Consider the following 22,925-nt stretch of genomic DNA (forward strand, 5'->3'; position numbering starts at 1 on the left):
GCATGAGCACCGCAACCACGTACGGCGCGCGCGACCACGCCCGCGCCCAGGCGGGCACCGTCGTCGACACGATGCCGACGATCCCCGCGAGCACCTTCCCCGATCCACCCGATGGCGTCGATCGGGCCGCGCTGACCTGGGCCGAAACCGTCGCCCCCGGCGGCTACACGCACAAGGTGCTGGCCCGCGGCACCCGGCTGCGGCTCACCGACCTCGCCGGCGACGCGTGCGCGCACCTGTTGCTGTTCAACGCCGACCAGCCGTGGGAACGGCTCAACGTCGCCGACACGGTGAAGGTGCAGTGGAACGCCTACCTCGGCGAATCCGGCACCCTGCTGTCGGACCAGGCCCGGGTGCTCGCGACCGTGGTCGCCGACTCCAGCGGCCGGCACGACGCGCTGTGCGGAACGTCCACTGTGGCGGGTAACACCGAACGCTACGGTGCCGGCGCCCCCGAAAGCGCCTCCCCGGCCGGTCTCCCGCTGTTCACCCTCGCCGCCGCCAAGCACGGGCTCGGCCCGCGAGATCTCCCCCCGAGCCTGTCCTTTTTCCAGGGCGTGCGCGTCGGCGCGGGTGGCGAGCTCGAGTTCACCGGTTCGGCCGGCCCCGCCCGCTCGGTCGAACTGGTCGTCGAGATCCCCGCGGTGGTGCTGCTGGCCAACGTCGCCCACCCCCTCGACCCGCGCCCGGACTACGCCGTCACGCCGCTGCAGGTGCTGGCCTGGCGTGCCCGGCCGACCACTCCGGACAGTCCGCAGTGGACCCACACCCCGGAATCCCGGCGAGCGTTCGAGAACACCGCCGACTACCTCACCGCCAGGGGGCTCACATGACCACGAAGGTGCTCGACGTCGAAGTCCCCGCGCGGGCGCCGTTCTCCACGGTGCTGCGCCGCGGCCAGGAGCTGGCCATCGTCGACCTCGGCGGCAACCAGGCCGTCGACTTCCTCTGCTACGACGCGGCCGACACCTCCCAGCGCTACAGCGCGGCCACGACGATCGCCGCGCAGCGCAACATCTTCCTCACCACCGGCAGCGTGCTGCGCACCGCCGAGGGCGCACCGCTGCTCACTGTCATCGCCGACACCTGCGGCCGGCACGACACGCTCGGCGGCGCCTGCAGCAAGGAGTCCAACACCCTGCGCTACGGGCAGCACACCCGGTTCCAGCACGCGTGCGTCGAGAACTTCCTCCTCGAAGGCGCCCGCTGGGGCCTCGGGAAACGCGACCTGGTGAGCAACATCAACTGGTACATGAACGTGCCGGTCGAGCCCGACGGCACCCTCGGCATCGTCGACGGGCTCTCCGCGCCCGGGCTCGAAGTCCGCCTGCGCGCGGAGACCGACGTGCTCGCGCTGGTGTCGAACTGCCCGCAGATCAACAATCCCTGCAACGGTTTCGACCCGACGCCGGTGCGGATGGTCGTCACCGAGCCGGAGCGTGCGGCGTGAAACTCCTGGTCGCCAACCGCGGCGAGATCGCCGTCCGCATCCTGCGCAGTGCCCGGGAGCTGGGCATCCCGGCCGTGGCCGTGTACTCGGACGCCGACCGCACCGCGCCGCACGTCCGGCTCGCCGGCGAGGCCGTGCGGCTCGGCCCCGCACCCGCGGCCGAAAGCTACCTGCGCGCCGACGCGATCGTGCGCGCAGCGCTCGACACCGGCGCCGACGCGATCCACCCCGGGTACGGTTTCCTGTCCGAAGACACCGCGTTTGCCCGCGCGTGCGAAGCGGCAGGCATCGCGTTCGTCGGTCCGGCGCCCGAGCACCTGGAGGTGTTCGGGAGCAAGCACACCGCTCGCGAGGCCGCGATCGCCGCCGGAGTCCCGCTGCTGCCCGGCACGGGCCTGCTCGCCGACCTCGACGAAGCCCTGGCGCGCGCCGCGGAGATCGGCTACCCGGTGATGCTCAAGGCCACCGGCGGCGGAGGCGGGATCGGCATGCGGGCGTGCGCGACTCCCGCCGAGCTGACGGCCGCGTGGGAAACCGTGCGCAGTCTCGCGGCCAAGAGCTTCGCCAGCGCCGGTGTGTTCCTCGAACGGCTCGTGTCGAGCGCGCGCCACGTCGAGGTACAGGTGTTCGGCGACGGCGCGGGCCGGGTGCTCGCGCTCGGCACCCGCGACTGCTCGCTGCAGCGGCGCAACCAGAAGGTCGTCGAGGAATGCCCCGCGCCGGACCTGCCGGACGCGGTGCGCCGGCAGCTCGTGGAGTCCGCCGTGGCGCTGTGCGCGTCGGTGCGCTACCGCTCGGCCGGCACCGTCGAGTTCGTCTACGACCCTGCCCGCGGCGAGGCGGCGTTCCTCGAGGTCAACACCCGGCTGCAGGTGGAGCACCCGGTGACCGAAGCGGTGTACGGCGTGGACCTCGTCGCGTGGATGCTGCGACTCGCCGGCGGCGACCACGGCATGTTCACCACGGCCCCCGAACCCCGCGGCCACGCGTTCGAAGCGCGCGTGTACGCCGAGGACCCGAGTGCCGGCCACCGGCCGAGCGCGGGCCTGGTGACCGCGGTGACGCTGCCGGACGTGCGCGTGGACACGTGGGTCGAAGCGGGCACGACGATCACCACGCACTACGACCCGTTGCTGGCCAAGGTGATCTGCACCGGCACCGACCGCGCGGACGCGCTGGCGAGCTTGCGCACCGCGCTCGCGGCGACGGCGGTCCACGGCGTGCGCACCAACCTGGGCCAGCTGCGCGCCGCCGCCGGTGCCCCGGCGTTCACCGCGGCCCGGCACGACACCGCCACGCTCGAGGGCATCACCGACGACGAGCCGCGCGTCGAGGTCGTGCGCGGCGGGACGGCGACCACCGTGCAGGAGTGGCCCGGCCGCACCGGGTTCTGGCACGTCGGCGTCCCCCCGTCGGGCCCGATGGACGACTTGTCCTTCCGCCTCGGCAATCTCGCGCTCGGCAACCCCGAGGGCGCCGCGGGCCTCGAGTGCACGGTGGACGGCGTCACGCTGCGGTTTACCGCGCCGACGACCGTGTGCGTGGCCGGGGCTGACGCGCCGGTGACGGTCGACGGTGCCGAAGCTCCCTTGTGGACGCCGCTCGCCGTCCCCGCCGGCGCCACCCTGGACGTCGGTACCGGCACCGCCGGCTTGCGCAGTTACGTGCTGGTGCGCGGTGGCCTCGCGGTGCCCGAGTTCCTCGGCAGCGCCGCGACGTTCACGCTGGGCCGGTTCGGCGGCCACGCCGGGCGCGCCCTCGCCGCCGGCGACGTGCTGACCCCCGGCCCCGAACCCGCAGACCCGGTCGCCGGCCCCGTCCCCGCCGCCGACCGGCCTGCTCTGGGTGCACAGTGGACGATCGGTGCGCTCGAAGGCCCGCACGCGGCCCCGGAGTTCTTCACCCCGGCCGACATCGAGACCTTCTACCGCACCGAGTGGGAGGTGCACTTCAACTCCGCGCGCACCGGTGTCCGGCTCGTCGGGCCGCGCCCGGCCTGGGCGCGCGAGGACGGCGGCGAGGCCGGGCTGCACCCGTCCAACATCCACGACACGCCGTACTCGATCGGCGCCGTGGACTACACCGGCGATCTGCCGATCCTGCTCGGCCCGGACGGCCCGAGCCTCGGCGGCTTCGTCTGCCCGGCCACGGTGGCCACCGGCGAACGCTGGAAACTCGGCCAGCTGCGTCCGGGCGACGCAGTGCGGTTCGTGCCGATCGACGCCGACCACGCGGCCGCGCTGCGCCGCAAGCCGGCGGTTCCGCTGCACGCCAGCCGCGAAACACTCGGCGACGGCGGGGTGCTCGCCCGCCGCGCCGCCGGCGACGGCGAACCGTCCGTGACCTACCGCCGCAGCGGCGACGACAACCTGCTGGTCGAATACGGCGAGATGACCCTGGACCTCGCGCTGCGCCTGCGCGTCCACGCACTGGCCGAACGACTCGCCGCCGAAGGCGTGCCCGGGATCGTCGACCTCACACCGGGCATCCGGTCGCTGCAGGTGCACGTGGACCCCGACGCGCTGCCGGTCGGCAAAGCCCTCGGCCTGGTACGCGAGCTGGAGGCCGACCTGCCCGGCACCGCCGACCTCGCGGTGCCCAGCCGGCAGGTGCGGCTCCCGTTGTCGTGGGATGACCCTGCGACCCGGGAAGCCATCGAGCGGTACATGACGGGTGTGCGCGACGACGCGCCGTGGTGCCCGTGGAACATCGAGTTCATCCGGCGGGTCAACGGGCTGGCCACGGTGGACGACGTGTACCGCACGGTGTTCGACGCGCAGTACCTCGTGCTGGGGCTCGGCGACGTCTACCTCGGCGCCCCGGTCGCGACGCCGCTCGACCCGCGCCACCGCCTGGTGACGACGAAGTACAACCCGGCCCGGACGTGGACCGCCGAGAACTCCGTGGGAATCGGCGGTGCGTACCTGTGCATCTACGGCATGGAGGGGCCGGGCGGCTACCAGTTCGTCGGCCGCACGGTGCAGGTGTGGAGCGGCTGGCACCAGCGCGGCGCGTTCGAGCCGGGTTCGCCGTGGCTGCTGCGGTTCTTCGACCGCATCTCCTGGTACCCGGTGTCGGCTGAGGAGCTGCTGGACCTGCGGGCCCAGGGCTCGGCCGGGCAGCTGGAACTCGACATCACCGACGGTGAGTTCCGGCTCGCCGACCACCAGCGCTTCCTCGCCGAGAATGCCGGGAGCATCGCGGACTTCCGCGCCACCCAGGCGGCGGCGTTCGAAGCCGAACGGCGCGCGTGGGCCGCCGCGGGCGAGTTCGACCCGAAGCCCGAACCCGTCGCCCGGCCGCCGGCCCGGGTGCAGGCGCCGCCCGGCGGGCGCGTCGTCGAGGCACCGTTCGCCGCGACGGTGTGGCGGGTCGACGTCGAAGCGGGCACGCGGGTCGAGTCCGCGCAGTCGCTGGTCACCCTGGAGGCGATGAAGATGGAGTCGCGCATCCCGGCGCCCGCCGGCGGTGAGGTGCTCGAGGTGCTGGTGTCCCCCGGCGACCAGGTCGCGCCCGGCACTCCGCTGGTGGTGCTCGCGTGATCCGCGAACGGGTCCGCGCGGCCTACCGGCGCATCGAGCAGGTGGACCGGCCGGAGGTCTGGATCGACCTGCAGCCGGAGGACGAGGTCCTCGCCGAGGCCGCTGCCCTGCACGTGCGCTTCGCCGCCGGAGAGCCGCTTCCGCTGTACGGCCGGCTCGCGGCGGTCAAGGGCAACATCGACGTGGCCGGGCTGCCGACCACCGCCGGGTGCCCGGCCTTCGCGTACCGCCCCGCAGAGGACGCACCGGTCGTCGCGCGGCTGCGGGCGGCCGGGGCGCTGGTCCTCGGCACGACGAACCTCGACCAGTTCGCCACGGGGCTCGTCGGCACCCGCAGTCCCTACGGCGCGGTGCGCAACGCCGTCGACCCCGCGTACATCTCGGGCGGGTCGAGTTCGGGCTCGGCCGTGGCCGTCGCGCTCGGCATCGCCGACGTGGCACTCGGGACCGACACCGCCGGGTCCGGCCGGGTGCCGGCGGCGCTCAACGGGATCGTCGGCCTGAAGCCGACACCCGGCTTGCTGCCGACCGCCGGGGTCGTGCCCGCCTGCCGCAGCATCGACTGCGTGTCGATCTTCGCGCGGACGGTCGCCGAGGCCGAACTGACGCTGCGGTGCCTGGCCGGTCCCCCGTTCGCCGGCCCCGGGTTCGCCGGCGGCGGCCCGTTCCGGATCGGCGTGCCCGGGTCACCAGGGCCGCTCGAGGACGGCTGGGCCGAAGCCTTCGCCGCGGCCGTGGCGGACTACGCGGCCGCCGGTGCCACCGTGACCACAGTGGACCTGTCACCGTTCCTCTCGGCGGCACGGCTGCTGTACGAAGGTTCGTTCGTCGCCGAACGCTACACCGCCGTGGGCGAGTTCCTTGAGAAGCATCCCGACGAGGTCGACCCGAATGTGGCCGCCATCATCACCGCGGCGCGTGCTCTACCGGCGCACCGGGTCTTCGAAGATCAAGCCACGCTCGCCGAGTTGAAGAGCGAAGCCGACGCGGTTTTGTCCACAGTGGACGCGCTGCTCCTGCCGACCACGACGGGCCACCCGACGCTCGCCGAGGTGGCCGCCGACCCGATCGGCGCGAACGCCGCGCTGGGCCGCTTCACGAACTTCGCGAATCTGCTCGGCCTCTCCGCGCTCGCCGTCCCCGCCGGCACGGCCGGCGGCCTGCCGTTCGGGGTCATGTTCGTCGGCCCGGCGCACGCGGACGCGAAGCTGGCCGCTCTGGCCCGGACCGTCGAAACCCGGGTCCGGCTCGCCGTCGTCGGCGCCCACCTGCGCGGCCAGCCCCTCAACCACGAGCTCACCAGCCGCGGGGGCCGGTTCGTCGCCGCCGTGTCGACCGCTCCCGAGTACCACCTCCACGCGCTGGCCACCACACCCCCGAAACCCGGCCTGGTCCGCGTGCCCGCCGGCGGTGCCGCGATCGCGGCCGAGGTGTGGGACCTGCCTGTGTCGGGATTCGGGGCGTTCGTCGCCGGGGTGCCGGCGCCGCTGACGATCGGTCGCGTCCTCCTCGCCGACGGCTCGGAGGTCTCCGGTTTCCTGTGCGAACCGGTCGCGCTCGACGGCGCGCCGGACATCTCCGGAAAAGGCGGCTGGCTGGCGCACCTGCGTTCCTGACCGGCGCGCCGACTAGGAGCTGTCCTGTCACTCATCGGTGCCGGAAGACGATGGCCGCGAGGGTGAGTTCTGCCTGATAGTTGGCGTAGCGGGTGGCCGGATCAGAGAACTGTGTGCGCCGGTTGACGCAGCGTTCGACGACATTGCGGTGCGTGTAGATCTCGGCAACGAAGGTCAGTGGTCGCCCACCGTGGGAGCCGTTGGCGACGCGGCGGGCGATCCGGTCAACGCGCCGCAGGCTGAGGAAGCTGATGCCCCGCGGCCGCATCGCCTCTCGGGGCGCGGAATGCGAATACGCCTGGTCCGCGATCACGGTCTCCGGCCGGCACCGTGAACGCCCCGGACCGAGGCGCGCGACGCTGACGCCAATCCAGCAGCGGCAGCAGCCGCGGATTGTCTCCGGCTTGGCCCGGGGTGAGCAGGAACCGCATCCGCAGGCCCCACCCGTCGACGGCGAGGTGGATCTCGGTGCTCAGTCCGCCGCGGGACCAGCCGAGTCCTTCTCCGTCGAGGGCGAGGCGTCGGTGTCGTCGCTGCAGCCCTTTTGGGGGCCCGCAGCGTGCCGGTGCGCCCGGACCACGCTCGAGCCGACCGACATGATCCACTCGAGATCGCCGGAGACGTCCTCTGTCACGATCACCCGGTCGAGGATCTTGTGTCCCAGGTGCCGTCCTTGGTCCACAGCCGCAGCCGCTGATGCGCGGTTCCCCGGGGCCGTAGCCGTCGGGCAGGTCACGCCCGACAGCGCCGGTGCGCAACCTTCACAAAACCGCGTCGACGACCTGGCGGTGATCACGCCACCGCCGGCCACCGCCCTGCTGCGGCGGCAGCAACGGCTCGATCACCGACCACGCCTCGTCCGTCAGCTCACCGCGACCAACCACCCGGCACAACTATCAGACACCCGGTTCAACCACTTACAGGACAAGCTCTAGCCGCATGGTGACCAGTAACCGGTGGTCACCATGCGACTAGTCATCGGCGCGCATTCCGCGCCACAGCAGATCCACCAATTCGCCGGCTTGCCGTTTCCAGTCGTCGTCCGGTCGCAGGTACAGCAGGCCACCGAGCCCGCGCAGCAGGGTCGCGGTCGTGAGGTCGGGCCGGACGGCACCCGTCGCGATGTTCGCCTGCAGCAGGCGATCGACGGCGGCCACCAGCTGCTCGTAGGCGTGGCGCGGCAATTCGCCCGAGCCCGACGGCCGCGAGAGGCGCAGGGCGTCGGCGAGGCCGCGCTTGGTCATCATGTACTGGGTCAGGTGGTCGGTGACCCACGTGCGGAAAGCCTGTTCCGGTGGCAAGGACTTCAGCAGGTCGGGGACCACCTCGACGAGGTGGTGCACCTCCCGGTCGTACACCGCGAGGATCAGCGCCTCCGGGGTCGGGAAGTGGCGGTACACCGTGCCCACCCCGACACCCGCCTCCTTGGCGAGCGCGTTGAACGACAGATCCGCCGAGCGGCTCAGCGACTGCGCGGCCACGGCCAGGATCCGGTCGTGGTTGCGGCGGGTGTCCGCCCGGCGCGGGCTGACCGTCATGCGCGGTACCTCGAAGTCTCCGATGTGCGGTATCGCGGGGCCTGGAGTTGCTCCAGGTGACCCGCTTCGTTGCCAACCCGATTGTATTTGGCTAACCTCGAAAATACCGAAGCGGATAACTATCCGGTACAACTCGGCGCGTGACCGACATCCCCCACCACTACCACCACCACACCGCGGCGCGTCCCTTCACGGGCCGATCGCGGGGAAGAGATCCAGTGGACATCTCGTTGGAAGTCAACGGCACCACCGAACGGCTCAACGTCGATCCCGGCGTCACGCTGCTCGACGCGCTGCGCGAGCGCCTCGGCGTGACCGGCCCCAAGAAGGGCTGTGATCGCGGGCAGTGCGGCGCCTGCACCGTGCACGTGGACGGCAAACCGGTCCTTTCGTGCCTCACCCTGGCGGCCACCGTGCGCCGCCCCGTCACCACTGTCGAAGGACTGTCCACTGAGGACGTCCTGCACCCCGTGCAGCAGGCCTTCGTGGACCAGGACGCGCTGCAGTGCGGGTTCTGCACGTCCGGCCAGCTGATGTCCGCGGCCGCCGCGGTGCGCGACGGCGTGGAGGACGTGCGCGAGTTCATGTCCGGCAACCTGTGCCGGTGTTCGGCGTACCCGAACATCGTCGCGGCGGTCGAGCAGGCGGCCGAGCGGACGAGGCGGGCCGATGCGACCGTTTGAGCTGACCGCACCCACCACCGTCGACGCCGCCCTCGACGCGGGCGGCACGTTCCTGGCCGGCGGCACCACGCTCGTCGACCTGATGAAGCTCGACGTCCTCACGCCCGAGCGCGTGCAGGACATCAACGACCTCCCGCTCCGCGGCATCGACACCACCGACGGGCTGCGTTTCGGCGCGCTGGAGCGCATGGGCGACATCGCCCGCCACCCCGGCGTGTACCCGGCGATCTCGCGCGCGCTGCTGCTCAGCGCCTCGCAGCAGCTGCGGAACATGGCGAGCATCGGCGGCAACCTGATGCAGCGCACGCGGTGCTCGTACTTTCGCGACGTCGCCACGGCGTGCAACCGGCGAGACCCGGGCAGCGGCTGTTCCGCGATCGCAGGCGTCAACCGCATGCACGCGGTTCTCGGCACCAGCGACTCGTGCGTGGCCACCCACGCCAGCGACGTCGCCGTGGCGCTCGTCGCGCTCGACGCCGAGGTGGAGCTGACCGGCAAGACCGGCAAGCGCACGGTGAAGCTCACCGACTTCTACCGCCTGCCCGGCACCACGCCCGAGGTCGAGCACGACCTACGACCCGGTGAGCTGATCACCGAGGTGCGGGTGCCGCGCCTCGACTGGGCGGAGAACTCGACCTACGTCAAGGTCCGCGACCGGCAGTCGTATGAGTTCGCGCTCGCCTCGGCCGCCGCCGCACTGGACGTGCGCGACGGCGTCATCGCGGACGCCCGGGTGGCGGTCGGTGGCGTGGCCACCGTGCCGTGGCGGCTCCCGGCCGTCGAAGAGGCGCTGCGCGGCAAGCCCGCGACGGAGGAGTCGTTCGTGCAGGCCGCGGCTCTGGCCGCCGACGGCGCACGGCCGTTGCCGTTCAACTCGTTCAAGGTCTCCTTGGTGAAGCGCACCGTCGTGCGCGCGCTGGTGGAGCTGACCGAAGGGAGCCGTCGATGACCGGCCGGCTCGACGCGCCGCTGAAGGTCACCGGGCGCGCCAACTACGCGATGGACCACACCTTCGAAGGCATGGCCTACGGCTACGTCGTGGTCAGCACAGTCGCCCACGGCCAGGTGTCGGCCATGGACGTGACGGCGGCGAAGGACGCGCCCGGCGTGATCGCGGTCTACACCCCGTTCGACCGGCTGGACTTGCGCACGCCGCCGATCTCGCCGATCATGGGCGAGACCTGGGTCCCGTTGCGCAACACCGACGTCGAGCACTACGGCCAGCCGATCGGGTTCGTCGTCGCCGAGTCGTTCGAGCAGGCGCGCGACGCGGCCCCGCTGATCGACGTCACCTACGACGAGAAGCCCGCCCTGCTGTCGTTCGACGACGGGCTCGCGTCGGCTGAGGACGCGCCGGAGTCGCGCGGCAACCCGCCGCAGATCGAGGTGCTGGCGGACGGCGTGGAGTCCATTGAGGACGTTTTCGCCGAGGCGCCGGTCGTGGTGGACCACACCTACCGCACCGCCACGCAGAACCACGCCGCGATGGAGCCGCACTCGGCCGTCGCGGTGTGGGACGGCAGCGAGCTCACGGTCTACACGGGCAACCAGGGCAGCAACCTGATCGCCGTGGAGATCGCCGGCGCGCTCGACCTCGAGGTCTCCGCGGTGCACGTGATCAACCCGTACGTCGGGGGCGCGTTCGGCGGCAAGGGCCGCACGTCGACGCCGGCGTTCCTCGCGGCCGCGGCGGCGAAGGCCCTGGGCCGGCCGGTGAAGGCGGCGCTGACGCGCGAGCAGGTCTTCACCGCGACGGCCACCCGCGCGGCGACGCTCCAGAAGGTCACGATCGGCGCGGACCCCGACGGCACGATCCTGGGCCTGCGCCACGACTCGTGGTCGAGCACGCCCATGAGCCGGTCGTTCGTGGAGCCGACCTCGCACGGCACCTCGCGCGAGTGGTACGCCACGAAGAACCTCTCCATCAGCCAGAAGATGGTTCCGCTGAACATCCCGCCAACCACATTCATGCGGGCTCCGGGTGAGGCGCCGGGCTCGTTCGCGCTGGAGAGCGCGATGGACGAGCTGGCCGTGGCGCTGGGGATGGACCCGATCGAGCTGCGCAAGCGCAACAGTTCGCTGGCCCCGCCGGGCAAGGACCTGCAGTGGTCGAGCAAGCACCTCGACGAGTGCTTCGACGTCGGGGCGCGCGAGTTCCGGTGGTCGCAGCGGCGGCCGGGCGGGCACGTCGACGGCGACTGGCTCGTCGGCGTCGGCATGGCGACGGCGATGTTCCCCGCGCTGCGCTTCCCGGCGACCGTCGGGATCACGCTCCACGCCGACGGCACGGCGGAGGTCGCCACCAGTGGCGCCGACCCGGGCACAGGCCTGCTGAGCGTGATGTCCGCGGTGGGTGCGGAGTCGCTCGACCTCGCGCCGGAGCGGATCACCCCGAAGCTGGGTGACTCGCAGCTCCCGCCGGGTGGCATGTCCGGCGGCTCCACGGCGACGGCGAGCGTGGGTACGGCGATCATGCTGGCGGCGAGCGAGGTGCTCGACTCGCTGGTGGCGCTCGCGTCCGCGGCGGGCGCACCGTTCGAGGGCCAGGAGGTGACCTACGCCGACGGGCTCGTGCACGGCGACACCGCCACGATGCCGTTCGGCGAGCTGCTGCGCGCGGTCGGGCGGGATTCGGTGACCGCCACGGGTTCCTCCTCGCCCGGAGAGGAGCTGACCAAACACTCGTTCAGCTCGTTCGGCGCGCAGTTCTGCGAGGTCCGCGTGCACCGGCTCACCGGCGAGACCCGCGTCTCCCGGCTGCTCGGCGTCTTCGACGGCGGCCGCATCATCAACGACAAGCTCGCCCGCAGCCAGATCAAGGGCGGCATGATCTGGGGCGTGTCGGCGGCACTGCACGAGGCGCTCGAGCTCGATCCCGACGGACGCTTCGCCAACGGCGACTTCGCGGGGTACCTCCTGCCGGTCAACGCCGACATCCCCGAGATCGACGTCCACTTCGTCCAGTACCCCGACACGTTCCACAACGCCGTCGGGGCGCGGGGCATCGGCGAAATCGCCACGGTCGGGGTCGCCGCGGCCGTCGCGAACGCCGTCTACAACGCGACGGGCGTCCGCGTGCGCCACATCCCGATCATGATCGAGGACCTGCTGGTCGACTGACGCTGTCACGAAAACGGCGGCCGGGCACGTGAGGCCGACCGCCGTTTTCGTGCCGGGTTTCAGGTACCCGACGCGACCGGGAGGGGCCGGCTCGCCGGCAGCAGCCGCCCCAAGGATCGGGCGGCGGCAGGTCCCGGCACTGGGCGAGTCCCTCGCCCCGCACACCGACTCCGCCGACCGCCGCCACGCCGAGGTCGAACCGCGATCCACGTCAGATCCGGCCACGCGGTCTTCGTTCTCGCCGACGGGGACTCGGAGATCCGGCTGGAGACCTGACCGGGTGACTACGTGTCCGCAGCAGCCCGAAGGGATCGTCGTGAATCTGCCGAGCCTGCGGGCCGGGGCGCAGGTGCCGGAGAACGGACACAGTCCACCTCGGACGTTCACGCAGCCACGGGTTGCGCGGCCGGCTCCGCCTGGTCCAGCGCGGACTCCGCCTCCGCGAGCACGGCGTCAATCGCCCGCAGCCGCGCCCGGGTGCGGCGAACGGCCTCGTCGGCTTCCTGGCGCAGGGCCGCGGCGCGGCGCCGGGCGACGAGCACGATCTCGTCGGCTTCGCAGTGGGCGAGGGCCAGCAGCCGGCTCACCCGGTCGCCGACGGCGGCGGGCTCGCCGGGAGTGCGGCACAACCGGTCGAGCTGCCCGCGCACCACGGCGAGCTCCGCGCGGGCCTGGGCGAGACGGCCGGCGAGGATCTCCGCCTGGGCCAGGGCGGCGTCGCGGTCGACGACGAGCAGGTGCAGCTCCTCGTGCAACTCGGCGAGCCGTTCGTCGACCTGCTCTCGGTCGTAGCCGCGCAGGGTGAGGGCGAAACTCTCGGGCAGTGCGAGCGTCACCTCGTCCTCCCGCCGAGCAGCGCGACCAGCTCATCGGCAACGCCCGCGGCCCGCAGCCGGACCGGGCCGGGCGTGCCGCGCGTGTGGTCGTCCGCAAGCACGGCTTCGACGAAGCGCGCGACGTCCTCCGGCGCGGGCGCTACGGTGCCGCCGAGGTAGCGGACCACGATGAGGTCCTCGCCGGAATGGGTTTCGACGGCGGCCGCCCAGCCGCGTTCTTCGTCCCACAGCAGGGCGAAATCACGGTCGGGGTAGGCGGGGTGCCGCTCGTCGAGCGCGAGGTAGGCCGACAGCGGCGACGCGTGGTCGAGGGTGCAGGACTCGAGGCCGATGCCGAGTTCGGCCGTCACGGCGCGCAGGTAGGCGGTCAGCGCCGGGGCGGCGGGGTGGTGGCCGGTCGGGATGTCGATCGATGCGGTCACGGGCCGGGTTCCCTTCTCGTGCGGGCGGACCGGGCCGCGCGGGCCCGGTCCGCTTCGTCGTCCGAACGCTCAGGAAGTCAGGTGGTGAGCTCCTTGCGGTCCGCACCGGAGGTGACCGTGATCCGCCGTGGCTGGGCGGTTTCGGCGACCGGTACGCGCACGGTCAAAACGCCGGCGTCGTAACTCGCGGAGATCCGGGCGGTGTCGAGGCCCTCGCCGAGCAGCAGCTGACGGGAGAAGACGCCGAACGGCCGCTCCGAGACCTGCATCCGCGCCTCGTCGCCGGTCTGCACCGGACGGCGTTCCGCCTTCACGGTCAGCACGTTGCGCTCGGCTTCGACCTCGATGGCGTCCGGGTCGATCCCGGGCAGGTCGAAACAGGCCACGAACTCGTCGCCGGCGCGGTAGGCGTCCATCGGCATCGCGGCAGGCCTGGACCACGTCCCGGGCGGCGTGCCACCCAGCACGTGCTGCGTGAGCCGGTCGAACTCGCGGAACGGATCGGTGCGCATCAACATCGGTTCCACCTCCTGGGTTCGTGTTCGGGGTTGTCAACGCGCACCACTGTTCTAACATGTCATCGGATGGTTGACAACCACCATGTCATCGAAAGGTTGACACGATGGACGAAGTGGACGTGCTGGCACTGGTGCGGCGGACGGTCGAGGACGCCCGCGGCGGTGGCGCGGACGGTGAGCGCCTGCTCGCCGCGCTCACGGCGTTGCACGAGCTGCGCGCGGCGCTGGCCGGGTGGGAACCGGAGCTGATCACGGCCGCCCGCGCGGCCGGGGTGAGCTGGGCGGGGCTGGCACCGGCGCTGGGGGTCACGAGCCGGCAGGCCGCCGAGCGCAGGTATCTGCGGATGCAGCCGTCCGTCACCGGGGAGCCCACCGGCGAAGGCCGCATCGACGCCCAGCGGGATCGCCGAGCGGGCGAGCGCGCCGTGTCCGACTGGGCCCGGCGCAACGCCGCCGTGCTGCGGCAGCTCGCCGCTCACATCACCGCCGCCGACGGCATGACGGCCGCGGGCCGGCGAGCGGCGAAGGGTGTCGCGCAGGCGCTCGGCGACGACGACGCCGCGGCGCTTCTCGGGCCACTCGCGGCGGCGCGGCGGCACCTGGGGGCCGGGCACGCCGAGCTCGCGGACCGCGTCGACGCGATCGGAGAACAGACCGGGCGGGTGCGCGACGAGGCGATCTCGGACCGGCGGCGCCGGACCACGAGCTGATCGCCGGAAGTGCGGGGCGCTGATCGCGATGGGCGGGCGAACCCCGTATGCCGTGACCGGCAAGGGACGCGACGACGGCTCGGTCGCGCTGCTCGTGCACGGCTTCCTCTCGCGTCTCATGGCGCCCGCCGCAAGCCGGGATCGCCTGGGGGCAGCCCGCGGCGATCACCCGGGCATCGGGACTGCTCGGCCTCGCCGGGTGTGCGCGACCTACCCGCGCTCGGCGAACGCCGTCACCGCACACGGCTGGGGCATCCGGTCAGCACCGCGACGAAAATGGCGGGGTTGCCGGGTTGCCGGCCGGGCAGGGGATCCGATGGTCTCGATCTGCCGGAACCCGTGGCGAGCCCAGAAGGCGCGGGTGGCTTCGTAGGGTTCGTAGCCTGCTGAGACGTCGAGCGTTTTGACCTCGGCGAGCTCGACCCGGTCCTGGGTGAGGCTGCTGAGGACGCTCGAGCAGCCGGGCGCGGATTGCCGGGCGCGGCGGTGCGCTGCCACGGCCGGCCCCGTGATCTCCGCGGCTCGGCCGCGCCGGTCGGCGATGGCGAACCCCACCACCCCATCGTCGACGGCGACCCACGCCGCATGGCTGTCCGGTTCCGCAGCGGATTTGTCCGGGACGTCGTCGGTGAAGTACTCCGGCAGGCTCCGGATCATCCCGTCGCGCGCGGCAGCGTCGTCGGACGTGGCACGATCATCATGACACCGCGGAAGGACGGTCCACCACGGGATTTCGGTGCGGCCGCATGCCCCTGCGACGCCATCGCTCGCTGCTGCCCGGCCTCGTGCACGACAGTTGCGGCTTCGTCCGCGCCCGCCGCGTACAGGGGCGATCTCCGCGGAGGGCCGCCCACCGCCGCCGACCCCACGAAGCCGCAGGACCCCGCCGGGCTCCCGGAGCGCGCCACCGGCGGCTGCCGCGCCTGCGCGGGCGCGAGCTGGTTCACGTGGTCACCGGCCACGTCGCACCCGGTCCGCACATGCTCGCCGCCGCCCTCCCTCGCCACCTCCTCCGCTCCGGAGATACCCACCCGTCACCGCGAACGTGAGTGCCGTGCCCGCAGGTGGTGTGCCCGCCGGAGCACGGCGAGCCGTGGGGGTTCAGGGCACCAGGTCGTCCGGGTCCGTCCACCGGGCGAGCAGCACCGTGGCGTCGTCCTGGAACCGGCCGTCCTGGTGCGCCGACACGGCTTGGATGAGCCGGCGGACCGTTTCCGGCGGCGGGAACCCCGCGGCGGCTTCGCGTTCGAGGAAATCGGCGAGCCGGTCGTCGCCGAAGAACTCGCCCGTGGCGTCGCGCGCTTCGGTGATTCCGTCGGTGTGGAGCAGCAACCAGTCGTCGGGTTGCAGCCATTCCTCGCCGACGCTGAACTCCCGCCCGGGCCCGAGACCCAGCGGCATCCGGCGGCCGCCGGAGAGCGGCTTGACCACCCGGCCCGCCCGCATGATGCGGGGCGGCGGATGCCCCGCGTTGACGTAGCGCAGGCGTCCGCTCCTCAGGTCCACCTCCGCGAGGACCGCCGTGGCGTAGGCGGCACCGCCGAACTCGCCGCTGAGTGTCTCGTCGACGAGCCGTGCTTGTTCGAACAGGCCGTTGCCCGCGTGCCGGGCGGCGCGGTAGGCCGCGACGGCGGTCGCGGCCAGCAAACCGCTGCGCAGGTCGTGCCCGACGGCGTCCAGGACCAGCAGCTGCGCGGTGGCCTCCGACAACGAGTAGTCGAACGCGTCGCCGGCCACCGCGTGCCGCGGCTCGACGGCAGCGCTGATGATGAAGCCGTCCACCCCGGCGGTCAGCGGGGGCAGAACCGACCAGATCAGCTCACCGCTGACCGTGCGCCGCTGCTGGTGGCGCACGACGTCGAGGCCGTCGCCGTACTTGGTCATCAGCACCACGAGGTGCCCGAGCAGCATCCCCGCCCAGCGACAGTGCGTGCGCAGGCCGGGATCGTAGAGGTCCGCGGCCGAGCGCACCTCCACTTCGAGCACCCCGAGGCGCTCGGCCCCGTCCAGCAGCGGCACCCACAGCCGAGGCGGCTCGGCCTCTGCGGGCAGGACCTCGAGGCGGCGGAACGAGCGCCCGGCCAGCGTCGTCTCCACGTTCAGGTCGGCACGGGCCGCCGCACCCGGCGCGAGCACCGGCCGCAGGGAACGCTGCTCGTAGTCGGCGAGGTAGACGGTGAACCCGGTTCCCAGCGCCTCACCCGCGTCCGCGGCGAGGGCGGGCAGCCGCTCCGGAGGGGCGAGTTCCGCTCCCTCCAGCAGCGTCGTCAGCGACGTCAGGGGCGCGCTGCGCGGCATCGCGTCCCGCAGCGTGCGGCTGTAGGAGGCGCGGCGGCCCCCGGCGAGCTCGTCCAGGCGTTCGTTGACGGCGTGGGCCACGACGTCGCGGTCGGCCACGGGCAGCTGTGCCACACCGTCCACATAGGCCTCGATCTCGAAGAGCCCCAGACCGCCACCCAAGGCGAAGTACCTCAGCCACAGCTCTTCCGCGGTCAGCCCGGCGCGGGTGAACGCGGCGGCTGCCGCGTGCCGCTGCCGGTCGGCCTCCTGCTCCCCCACCTCAGCGCCGCCGCTTCACCGTCGTCGTGGCCAAGTCGTCGGCGAGCTCGTGCAGGGGCTGCCCGCGTTCCTGAGCGGTCTTGGCCAGCTGCAGGAAGGCCGTCTGCTCGTCGACGTGCCCGCGCGCCATCAGGATCCCCTTCGCGAGGTTGACGACGTCTCGCCCGCGCACCGCCGTGCGCAGCCGCTCGCTGACGCGCTGGGCATCCGCGTGGCACCTCGTGTTCGCCACCAGCACGGCGGCCTGCGCGGCGAACATGGCCAGCAGGGACTCGTCCCGCGAGCTGTAGCTGCCGGCTCGGGTGCCGTAGACCTTCACCGCACCCAGTGCTTCGTCTCCGGCCACGAGCGGCGCGCTGAGGGAAGTCCTCAACCCCAGCTCCTGTGCCCGCCGGGCCCACCGCGGCCAGCGCATCTCCCGGGCGAGGTCGTCGACGCGCACCACTTTCCGGTCCGCGCACGCGACGAGGCAGGGACCGGTTCCGGTCTGGTACTGGCACCGGTCCGCCAGCTCGACCGCCTCGTCGGTCGAGGCGGTGGAGAACCAGTCCCCGCCGGGACCGAGCACGCTGAGGCCCGCGCCGGCGGTGTCCGGGAACGTCTCACGGGCCAGGCCCGTGAGGACCAGCAGGACCGAGGTGGCGGTCTCGGCGGAAAGCAGCAGGCCGGACACCCTCGCGAACACACCCGCCAGCTCGTCGGACAGCGGCAGTTCGGGTTTCATGCGGCATCACCCACCGATCGTGCTGGCGGCGCGGATACCCGTCATCGCGCGTCCTAACCGGGTGAACCCGGGGTGCGGTTAGCGGTCGGGCGAGCGGGTACGCCGCCGCTTCGCCCACTCCGAGGAGGCAACGCCATGACGACCGGCACCCGCAGCCCCACCACCACCCGCCGCACGGCCGGCCGGCTCGTCGCGGCCGCCGTCGCCGTGGTGTTCCTGCTCGTCGGGGTGCTCGGGTTCATTCCCGGGATCACCACCGGCTACGACCAGCTCACCTTCGCCGGCCACGATTCGACGGCGATGCTTTTCGGCGTGTTCATGGTGTCGATCCTGCACAACGTCGTGCACCTGCTGTTCGGCGTCATCGGACTCGCCGCCGCCCGGACCCCGCGCGGAGCGTTCCTGTTCCTCGTCGCCGGCGGGGCGGTCTACCTAGTGCTGTGGCTCTACGGGCTTCTCGTCGACCACGGCAGCGACGCGAACTTCGTGCCGGTCAACACCGCCGACAACTGGCTGCACCTCGGCCTGGGCGCGGGCATGATCGCCCTGGGCCTGCTCATCGCCCGACCCGCGCGCACCTCCTGACTCCGGGAAAGGGCGTGCTGCCACCGATGTCCGCGATCACCGCCACGGCGCGCCTCGCCCGCCTGCTGGCGCGGGAAAACGCCGCCACCTCGCTGCGGCAGCTCCCGCGGTTGTTCCGGCACCCGGTGTGGCGCGGCCGGGCGGAGGCCGGCGCCAGCCGCGGTGTCGTCCTCGTGCCGGGGTTCTTCTCGGGTGCCACCAGCTTCGCCGTGCTACGGCGGTGGTTGCGCGGGCGCGGTTTCCGCCCCCGGGACGCGGGCATCGGCTTCGACGTCGGCTGCACCGGGGAGCTCGTCGGCCGCCTCGAGCGGCGGCTCGCCGAGCACGCGGCGGAAACCGGTGGGCGGGTCGGGCACAGCCGCGGCGGCGGCCTGGCCCGGGTGGCGGCCGCGCACCGGCCGGACCTCGTGCGCGGTGTGATCATGCTGGGGTCACCGGTGCTCGACCCGCTGGGTGCGCACCCCGTGGTCTTCCACGCGGCCCGCGCGCTCGCCCGGCTCTCCGCCGCCGGGGTCCCGAACCTGCTCGACGCCGGCTGTCTCACCGGGGGCTGCCGCGACGAGCACCTGGCCGGGCTGGCCGAGCCACTGGCCGTCGACGTGCCGGCGCTGTCCGTCTACTCGCGCCGCGACGCGATCGTGCCGTGGCGGGCCTGCCTCGACCCGCGCGCGTCCCACGCCGAAGTGCACAGCGGCCACCTCGGCCTGACGATCGATCCGGACGTCTACACGGCCGTGGAGCCGTTCCTCGAGGAGTGGGCCGACGATCCCGCCGTGGCGTGAGGCCACTGTGGACGGACTCGCCCCGCGTCCGGCCGGCCGGGTTCGCGGCGATCGGCGTGTCTCTCGCACTGCACGGATCCGCTACGCACCGGTCCGCGCCACCCATTCCGCGACGTCCGCGACGACAGCCGCGTCGACGTGGCCGGGGCGCGCGTAGTCCGCCGCGGTCGAACGGCCCTGCCCAGGCATGAACAGGTGGTCGGCGGTCTCGTAGACCTTGCTCGTGACGCCGGGGCGGCCGGTGAGGCCGGCGAGCCAGCAGGACAGATCGTCGGCGACGGTGACCTGGTAGTCGCGGCCGCCCTGGGCCAGGAAGACCGGCGTGGTCAGCCGCGCGGTGGTGGCGACGGGGTCGTAGCCGCGCAGGTCGAGCCAGTAGGACGCCGGCCAGCCGAACGGGAGGTCCGCCGACGGCGTGCGCGAGGTCAGCCGGGCGCTGTCCACCAGCGAAGCCTGCCGGGCAAATCGCTCCACAATGGACCCGTCGAGCCCGAGGTACCGCGCGACGCGCACCGCGGCGTGGTGCATCGGCTGCGCGTCACCGGCGAGGATCACCAGCCCCGCCACCGCTGGATCCGCTTCGGCGACGCGCGGCGCCACCTTGCCGCCCATGCTGTGGCCGGCGACGAACACCCGCGTGACCCCCGGTTGGCGGCGCAGCACGTCCAGTGCCTCCAGCGCGAACGGCACGTATTCGTCCGTCATCGTGAACCCGGCGGCGTGCTCGTGCGTGAGCTTGTCGAACCGCACCACCGCCACCCCACGGCCCGCGAGCCCCCACGCGAGATCCTTGAGCGGCTTGTTCGGCCCGCTGGTCTCGTCGCGATCGAACGGCCCGCCACCCGCGAGCAGCACGACACCGGCACCACAGCCGGCGACCGGAGCCGTCACCGTCGCGCCGGCCGCGCCGAGCGTGATCTCCCGCTCGGTGAACGCCGACGGGTCCGCATAGGACGGTGGCGTCCACACGGAATCAGCAGCGGGCGTGAGCCGGAGCCCGTGCACCAGCCCGTCCTCGCCGACCGACATCACCACGTCGAACCCGCCGACCGGGACCCGGACCTGCACCAGCCCGGCCTGGACCGGCTCCACCGCAGCGGTCCCCGCGAGCACGGCGGGCCCGTGCGCCGCGACCGCCGTCGCCCACGCAGCACGCAACGCCCAGGCCGAGACCGCCGCCCGAAGGCCTGCCGCGAACCGCCCCGCCACCTCCTCGAACCGCTCGTCGATCAGAAGCTCCACCACCGCGTTCGCCACCGGCTCCACTGCCCCCACCGCGCCGCCCTACCTTTCTCAGATTTGCGAACGGTAGCACGATGTGAGAATGTTGGGCAGTGGACCCGTTGAAGCTCCTCGCGCACCCGGTCCGGGTCCGGATCGTGAACGCACTGCGCGGCGACCGGACCCTGACCACCGCCGACCTCGCGGCCCGGCTGCCCGGCGTGTCCAAGGCGACCGTCTACCGGCACGTCGACCTGCTGGCCGACGCCGGCGTGCTCGAAATCGCGGAAGAACGGCGCGTGCGCGGCGCGGTCGAGCGCCACTACCGGCTGCGCCGGGACCGCGCCACGATCGACCTCGAGACCGCGCGCCGCATGACCCCCGAAGACCACCGCCGCGCGTTCACCAGCGCGGTCGCCGCGCTCCTCGCCGAGTTCGACGCCTACCTCGACCGTGACACCGCGGACCCGGTGGCCGACCTCGTCGGTTACCGCCAGCACGCCGTCTGGCTCGACGGCGCCGAACTCGAGGCGCTCATCGCAGACCTGCGCGCCGCCATCGCGCCCCGGCTCGCGAACGAAGCGCGCGCCGGACGCACCCGGTACCTGCTCAGCCCCATCCTGTTCCCGAACGAACCACCCGGCCCATGATCCTCTGTGGACCGCCACGCTCGCGAAAGTCCCCGTCCGGGACCAGACTCACCGCCATGACCACACGCGAACCGCCCCCGGCCGGCTGGAGCCACCGTCACCGCGACGTCTCCGGAGGCTGGCTGCGGCCCACCGTCTTCGGCGCCGTGGACGGCCTGGTCACCAACGCGGCGCTGATCGCCGGCGTCGGCGCGGGCGGGCTGGAGCCCCACACGATCGTGCTCACCGGGCTGGCCGGACTGGCCGCCGGGGCGTTCTCGATGGGTGCCGGGGAATACGTGTCGGTGACGAACCAGAATGAGCTCGTCCACGCGGAGGTTGCGCTCGAAGCCGAAATGCACGAGCGCTTCCCCCAGCAGGAGCACGACGAACTCGTCGAGCGACTCACCTCCTACGGCGCCGATGCCGATACCGCGGAACGCATGGCCCAAGCCGTCGCGAAGGACCCCGAGCGGGCCCTGCGACTGCACACGCGCCACGAGCTCGGCGTCGACCCCCACGAACTGCCCTCACCGCGGCTGGCGGCGGCCGCGTCGTTCGTCGCGTTCTCACTCGGCGCGCTGCTGCCGCTGCTGCCCTACGTGCTGGGCGCCGGCACGCTGCTCGCCTCGCTCGTGGTGACGGGTGTGGCCCTGCTCGCGGGCGGCACGGCGGTCGGCGAGCTCACCGGCCGCCCGCTCGTCCGCTCCGGTGTGCGGCAGCTGCTGCTCGGCGCGCTCGCCGTCGCCGTCACCTACGGCATCGGCCAGCTGATCGGCGCACCGGCCGGCTGACCGGGCCGCGTCAGCGCCAGCCGAGCTCGGGCGCCACGTACTTGAGGATGCTCTCGAGCACGTGCGCGTTGTACTCGACGCCGAGCTGGTTCGGGATGGTCAGCAACAGGGTGTCCGCGGCCTCGATCGCCTCGTCCTCCTTGAGCATCCGCGCCAGCTCGTCGGGCTCGGCCGCGTACGACCGGCCGAAGATGGCCCGCGTGTTCTCGTCGATCATGCCGACCTGGTCGCGCGAGTTGCGGTCGCTGCCGAAGTACGCGCGGTCGAGGTCGTTGGTCAGCGCGAAGATGCTGCGGCTCACCGACACGCGCGGCTCACGCTCGTGCCCGGCCTCCTTCCACGCCTCGCGGTACGCCTCGATCTGCTTGCGCTGCTGCACGTGCAGCGGCTCACCCGTCTCGTCGTCCTTGAGCGTGGAGCTCTGCAGGTTCATGCCGAGCTTCGCGGCCCAGACACCCGTGGCGTTGGAGCCGGAGCCCCACCAGATGCGGTCGCGCAGCCCCGCGGAGTGCGGCTCGATCCGCAGCAGGCCCGGCGGGTTCGCGAACATCGGCCGGGGGTTCGGCTCCGCGAAGCCTTCACCCTCGATCACCTTGAGGAAAACTTCGGCGTGCGTGCGCGCCATGTCCGACGCGTCCTGACCCTCGGCGGGCTGGAAGCCGAAGTAGCGCCAGCCGTCGATCACCTGCTCGGGGGATCCCCGGCTGATGCCGAGCTGCAGCCTGCCGCCGGAGATGAGGTCGGCCGCGCCCGCGTCTTCCGCCATGTACAGCGGGTTCTCGTAGCGCATGTCGATCACGCCGGTGCCGATCTCGATCTTCGAGGTCCGGGCGCCGATGGCCGAGAGCAGCGGGAACGGGCTGCCCGCCTGCCGCGCGAAGTGGTGCACGCGGAAGTACGCGCCGTCGACACCGAGCTCCTCGGCCGCGACCGCGAGATCGATCGACTGGTGCAGGAAGTCCGCCGCCGAGCGCGTTTCGGAGTGCGGGCTGTCCGACCAGTGGCCGAACGAGAGGAATCCAATGTTCTTCACGACTGTAGGAGCGTACAGAGCCCCCGATTGATTCCCTCGCGCGGCAGAGGTCACGTGCTCGCACCACGTGGGCGCACCGGCTAAGCTGGAGCCGAACGGATGGAGTCACCCTGGGGGTGCCGTCGTCGATCCGCTCTCGTCCGCGTTGGTGGCCGCGCTCGGA

General features: G+C 72.6%; 24 protein-coding genes. 12 read left to right on the forward strand and 12 right to left on the reverse strand.

What is annotated here, in order from left to right; all coding sequences use genetic code 11:
* Positions 1-2 precede the first annotated feature (2 nt).
* Genes I6J71_RS21445 through atzF form a run of 4 tightly spaced genes read left to right on the forward strand, consistent with a single transcriptional unit; the run spans position 3 to position 6,608 of the window.
* The gene (locus I6J71_RS21445; RefSeq protein WP_204096332.1) at positions 3-833 is read left to right on the forward strand and encodes an urea amidolyase associated protein UAAP1; all 831 of its coding nucleotides are present in this window, start codon (positions 3-5) and stop codon (positions 831-833) included.
* Entirely contained in the window at positions 830-1,450 is a 621-nt protein-coding gene (locus I6J71_RS21450; RefSeq protein WP_204096333.1) for an urea amidolyase associated protein UAAP2, read from the forward strand. The genes I6J71_RS21445 and I6J71_RS21450 overlap by 4 nt, the downstream gene beginning before the upstream one ends.
* Positions 1,447-4,992 carry an urea carboxylase gene (uca, locus tag I6J71_RS21455; protein WP_204096334.1) on the forward strand — a complete coding sequence of 1,182 codons (3,546 nt, stop codon included), beginning with the start codon at positions 1,447-1,449 and terminating at the stop codon, positions 4,990-4,992. Before I6J71_RS21450 ends, uca begins: the two co-directional genes overlap by 4 nt.
* Positions 4,989-6,608, forward strand: a complete 1,620-nt coding sequence (atzF, locus tag I6J71_RS21460) for an allophanate hydrolase (RefSeq protein ID WP_204096335.1) — start codon at positions 4,989-4,991, stop codon at positions 6,606-6,608. The genes uca and atzF overlap by 4 nt, the downstream gene beginning before the upstream one ends.
* A 31-nt stretch (positions 6,609-6,639) precedes the next feature.
* On the opposite strand, the gene I6J71_RS21465 is transcribed toward atzF, so the two are convergent.
* The 4 genes from I6J71_RS21465 to I6J71_RS21480 form a co-directional block, all read right to left on the reverse strand.
* Complete coding sequence (locus tag I6J71_RS21465; RefSeq protein WP_204096336.1) at positions 6,640-6,921, reverse strand: hypothetical protein; 282 nt, start codon at positions 6,919-6,921, stop codon at positions 6,640-6,642.
* Between the two features lie 159 nt (positions 6,922-7,080).
* Entirely contained in the window at positions 7,081-7,248 is a 168-nt protein-coding gene (locus I6J71_RS21470) for a hypothetical protein (RefSeq protein WP_204096337.1), read from the reverse strand.
* A 121-nt stretch (positions 7,249-7,369) separates the two neighbouring features.
* Entirely contained in the window at positions 7,370-7,492 is a 123-nt protein-coding gene (locus tag I6J71_RS21475) for a transposase (RefSeq protein ID WP_204096338.1), read from the reverse strand.
* Between the two features lie 87 nt (positions 7,493-7,579).
* Positions 7,580-8,146, reverse strand: coding sequence for a TetR/AcrR family transcriptional regulator (locus tag I6J71_RS21480; protein WP_204096339.1), 567 nt, complete (start codon positions 8,144-8,146; stop codon positions 7,580-7,582).
* Positions 8,147-8,364: 218 nt separating this feature from the next.
* On the opposite strand from I6J71_RS21480, the gene I6J71_RS21485 reads away from it, so the two are divergent.
* The 3 genes from I6J71_RS21485 to I6J71_RS21495 are packed head-to-tail and all read left to right on the forward strand — an operon-like array spanning position 8,365 to position 11,949.
* On the forward strand, positions 8,365-8,829 hold the full coding sequence (locus I6J71_RS21485) for a (2Fe-2S)-binding protein (RefSeq protein ID WP_204096340.1): 465 nt from the start codon (positions 8,365-8,367) through the stop codon (positions 8,827-8,829).
* Positions 8,816-9,778, forward strand: a complete 963-nt coding sequence (locus tag I6J71_RS21490; protein ID WP_204096341.1) for a xanthine dehydrogenase family protein subunit M — start codon at positions 8,816-8,818, stop codon at positions 9,776-9,778. Before I6J71_RS21485 ends, I6J71_RS21490 begins: the two co-directional genes overlap by 14 nt.
* Complete coding sequence (locus I6J71_RS21495; protein ID WP_204096342.1) at positions 9,775-11,949, forward strand: xanthine dehydrogenase family protein molybdopterin-binding subunit; 2,175 nt, start codon at positions 9,775-9,777, stop codon at positions 11,947-11,949. Before I6J71_RS21490 ends, I6J71_RS21495 begins: the two co-directional genes overlap by 4 nt.
* 383 nt (positions 11,950-12,332) lie before the next feature.
* On the opposite strand, the gene I6J71_RS21500 is transcribed toward I6J71_RS21495, so the two are convergent.
* The 3 genes from I6J71_RS21500 to I6J71_RS21510 form a co-directional block, all read right to left on the reverse strand.
* A complete protein-coding gene (locus I6J71_RS21500; protein ID WP_204096343.1) occupies positions 12,333-12,785 on the reverse strand; it encodes a hypothetical protein in 453 nt (150 codons plus the stop codon).
* Positions 12,782-13,207: a DUF6292 family protein gene (locus I6J71_RS21505; RefSeq protein ID WP_204096344.1), complete on the reverse strand. Its 426-nt coding sequence runs from the start codon at positions 13,205-13,207 to the stop codon at positions 12,782-12,784. Before I6J71_RS21505 ends, I6J71_RS21500 begins: the two co-directional genes overlap by 4 nt.
* A 77-nt stretch (positions 13,208-13,284) precedes the next feature.
* Positions 13,285-13,725, reverse strand: a complete 441-nt coding sequence (locus I6J71_RS21510) for an Hsp20/alpha crystallin family protein (RefSeq protein ID WP_204096345.1) — start codon at positions 13,723-13,725, stop codon at positions 13,285-13,287.
* A gap of 104 nt (positions 13,726-13,829) precedes the next feature.
* Between I6J71_RS21510 and I6J71_RS21515 the strand changes: the two genes are divergently transcribed.
* Positions 13,830-14,435: an HSP18 transcriptional regulator gene (locus I6J71_RS21515; protein ID WP_204096346.1), complete on the forward strand. Its 606-nt coding sequence runs from the start codon at positions 13,830-13,832 to the stop codon at positions 14,433-14,435.
* 210 nt (positions 14,436-14,645) lie between these two features.
* Here I6J71_RS21515 and I6J71_RS21520 read toward each other — a convergent pair whose 3' ends face one another.
* From I6J71_RS21520 to I6J71_RS21530, 3 genes are all read right to left on the reverse strand, one after another.
* Positions 14,646-15,092: a hypothetical protein gene (locus tag I6J71_RS21520; protein WP_204096347.1), complete on the reverse strand. Its 447-nt coding sequence runs from the start codon at positions 15,090-15,092 to the stop codon at positions 14,646-14,648.
* A gap of 444 nt (positions 15,093-15,536) precedes the next feature.
* Positions 15,537-16,994: a PP2C family protein-serine/threonine phosphatase gene (locus I6J71_RS21525; protein ID WP_204096348.1), complete on the reverse strand. Its 1,458-nt coding sequence runs from the start codon at positions 16,992-16,994 to the stop codon at positions 15,537-15,539.
* A gap of 1 nt (position 16,995) precedes the next feature.
* Entirely contained in the window at positions 16,996-17,718 is a 723-nt protein-coding gene (locus tag I6J71_RS21530) for a GAF and ANTAR domain-containing protein (protein WP_204096349.1), read from the reverse strand.
* Positions 17,719-17,853: 135 nt separating this feature from the next.
* Between I6J71_RS21530 and I6J71_RS21535 the strand changes: the two genes are divergently transcribed.
* Positions 17,854-18,303 (forward strand): DUF4383 domain-containing protein, encoded by a 450-nt coding sequence (locus I6J71_RS21535; RefSeq protein WP_204096350.1) that lies wholly within the window; start codon positions 17,854-17,856, stop codon positions 18,301-18,303.
* A gap of 26 nt (positions 18,304-18,329) precedes the next feature.
* A complete protein-coding gene (locus I6J71_RS21540; RefSeq protein ID WP_239155127.1) occupies positions 18,330-19,085 on the forward strand; it encodes an alpha/beta hydrolase in 756 nt (251 codons plus the stop codon).
* A gap of 81 nt (positions 19,086-19,166) precedes the next feature.
* On the opposite strand, the gene I6J71_RS21545 is transcribed toward I6J71_RS21540, so the two are convergent.
* Complete coding sequence (locus tag I6J71_RS21545) at positions 19,167-20,360, reverse strand: S9 family peptidase (RefSeq protein ID WP_204096351.1); 1,194 nt, start codon at positions 20,358-20,360, stop codon at positions 19,167-19,169.
* 59 nt (positions 20,361-20,419) lie between these two features.
* Between I6J71_RS21545 and I6J71_RS21550 the strand changes: the two genes are divergently transcribed.
* Together I6J71_RS21550 and I6J71_RS21555 are read left to right on the forward strand one after the other, a co-directional pair.
* Entirely contained in the window at positions 20,420-20,956 is a 537-nt protein-coding gene (locus I6J71_RS21550) for a helix-turn-helix domain-containing protein (protein ID WP_204096352.1), read from the forward strand.
* 56 nt (positions 20,957-21,012) lie between these two features.
* The gene (locus I6J71_RS21555; protein WP_204096353.1) at positions 21,013-21,729 is read left to right on the forward strand and encodes a VIT1/CCC1 transporter family protein; all 717 of its coding nucleotides are present in this window, start codon (positions 21,013-21,015) and stop codon (positions 21,727-21,729) included.
* Positions 21,730-21,739: 10 nt separating this feature from the next.
* Here I6J71_RS21555 and I6J71_RS21560 read toward each other — a convergent pair whose 3' ends face one another.
* Complete coding sequence (locus I6J71_RS21560; protein ID WP_204096354.1) at positions 21,740-22,762, reverse strand: LLM class flavin-dependent oxidoreductase; 1,023 nt, start codon at positions 22,760-22,762, stop codon at positions 21,740-21,742.
* Positions 22,763-22,925: the final 163 nt, after the last annotated feature.

This window comes from Amycolatopsis sp. FDAARGOS 1241, from assembly GCF_016889705.1.
In the GTDB taxonomy this organism is placed as follows: Bacteria; Actinomycetota; Actinomycetes; order Mycobacteriales; family Pseudonocardiaceae; genus Amycolatopsis.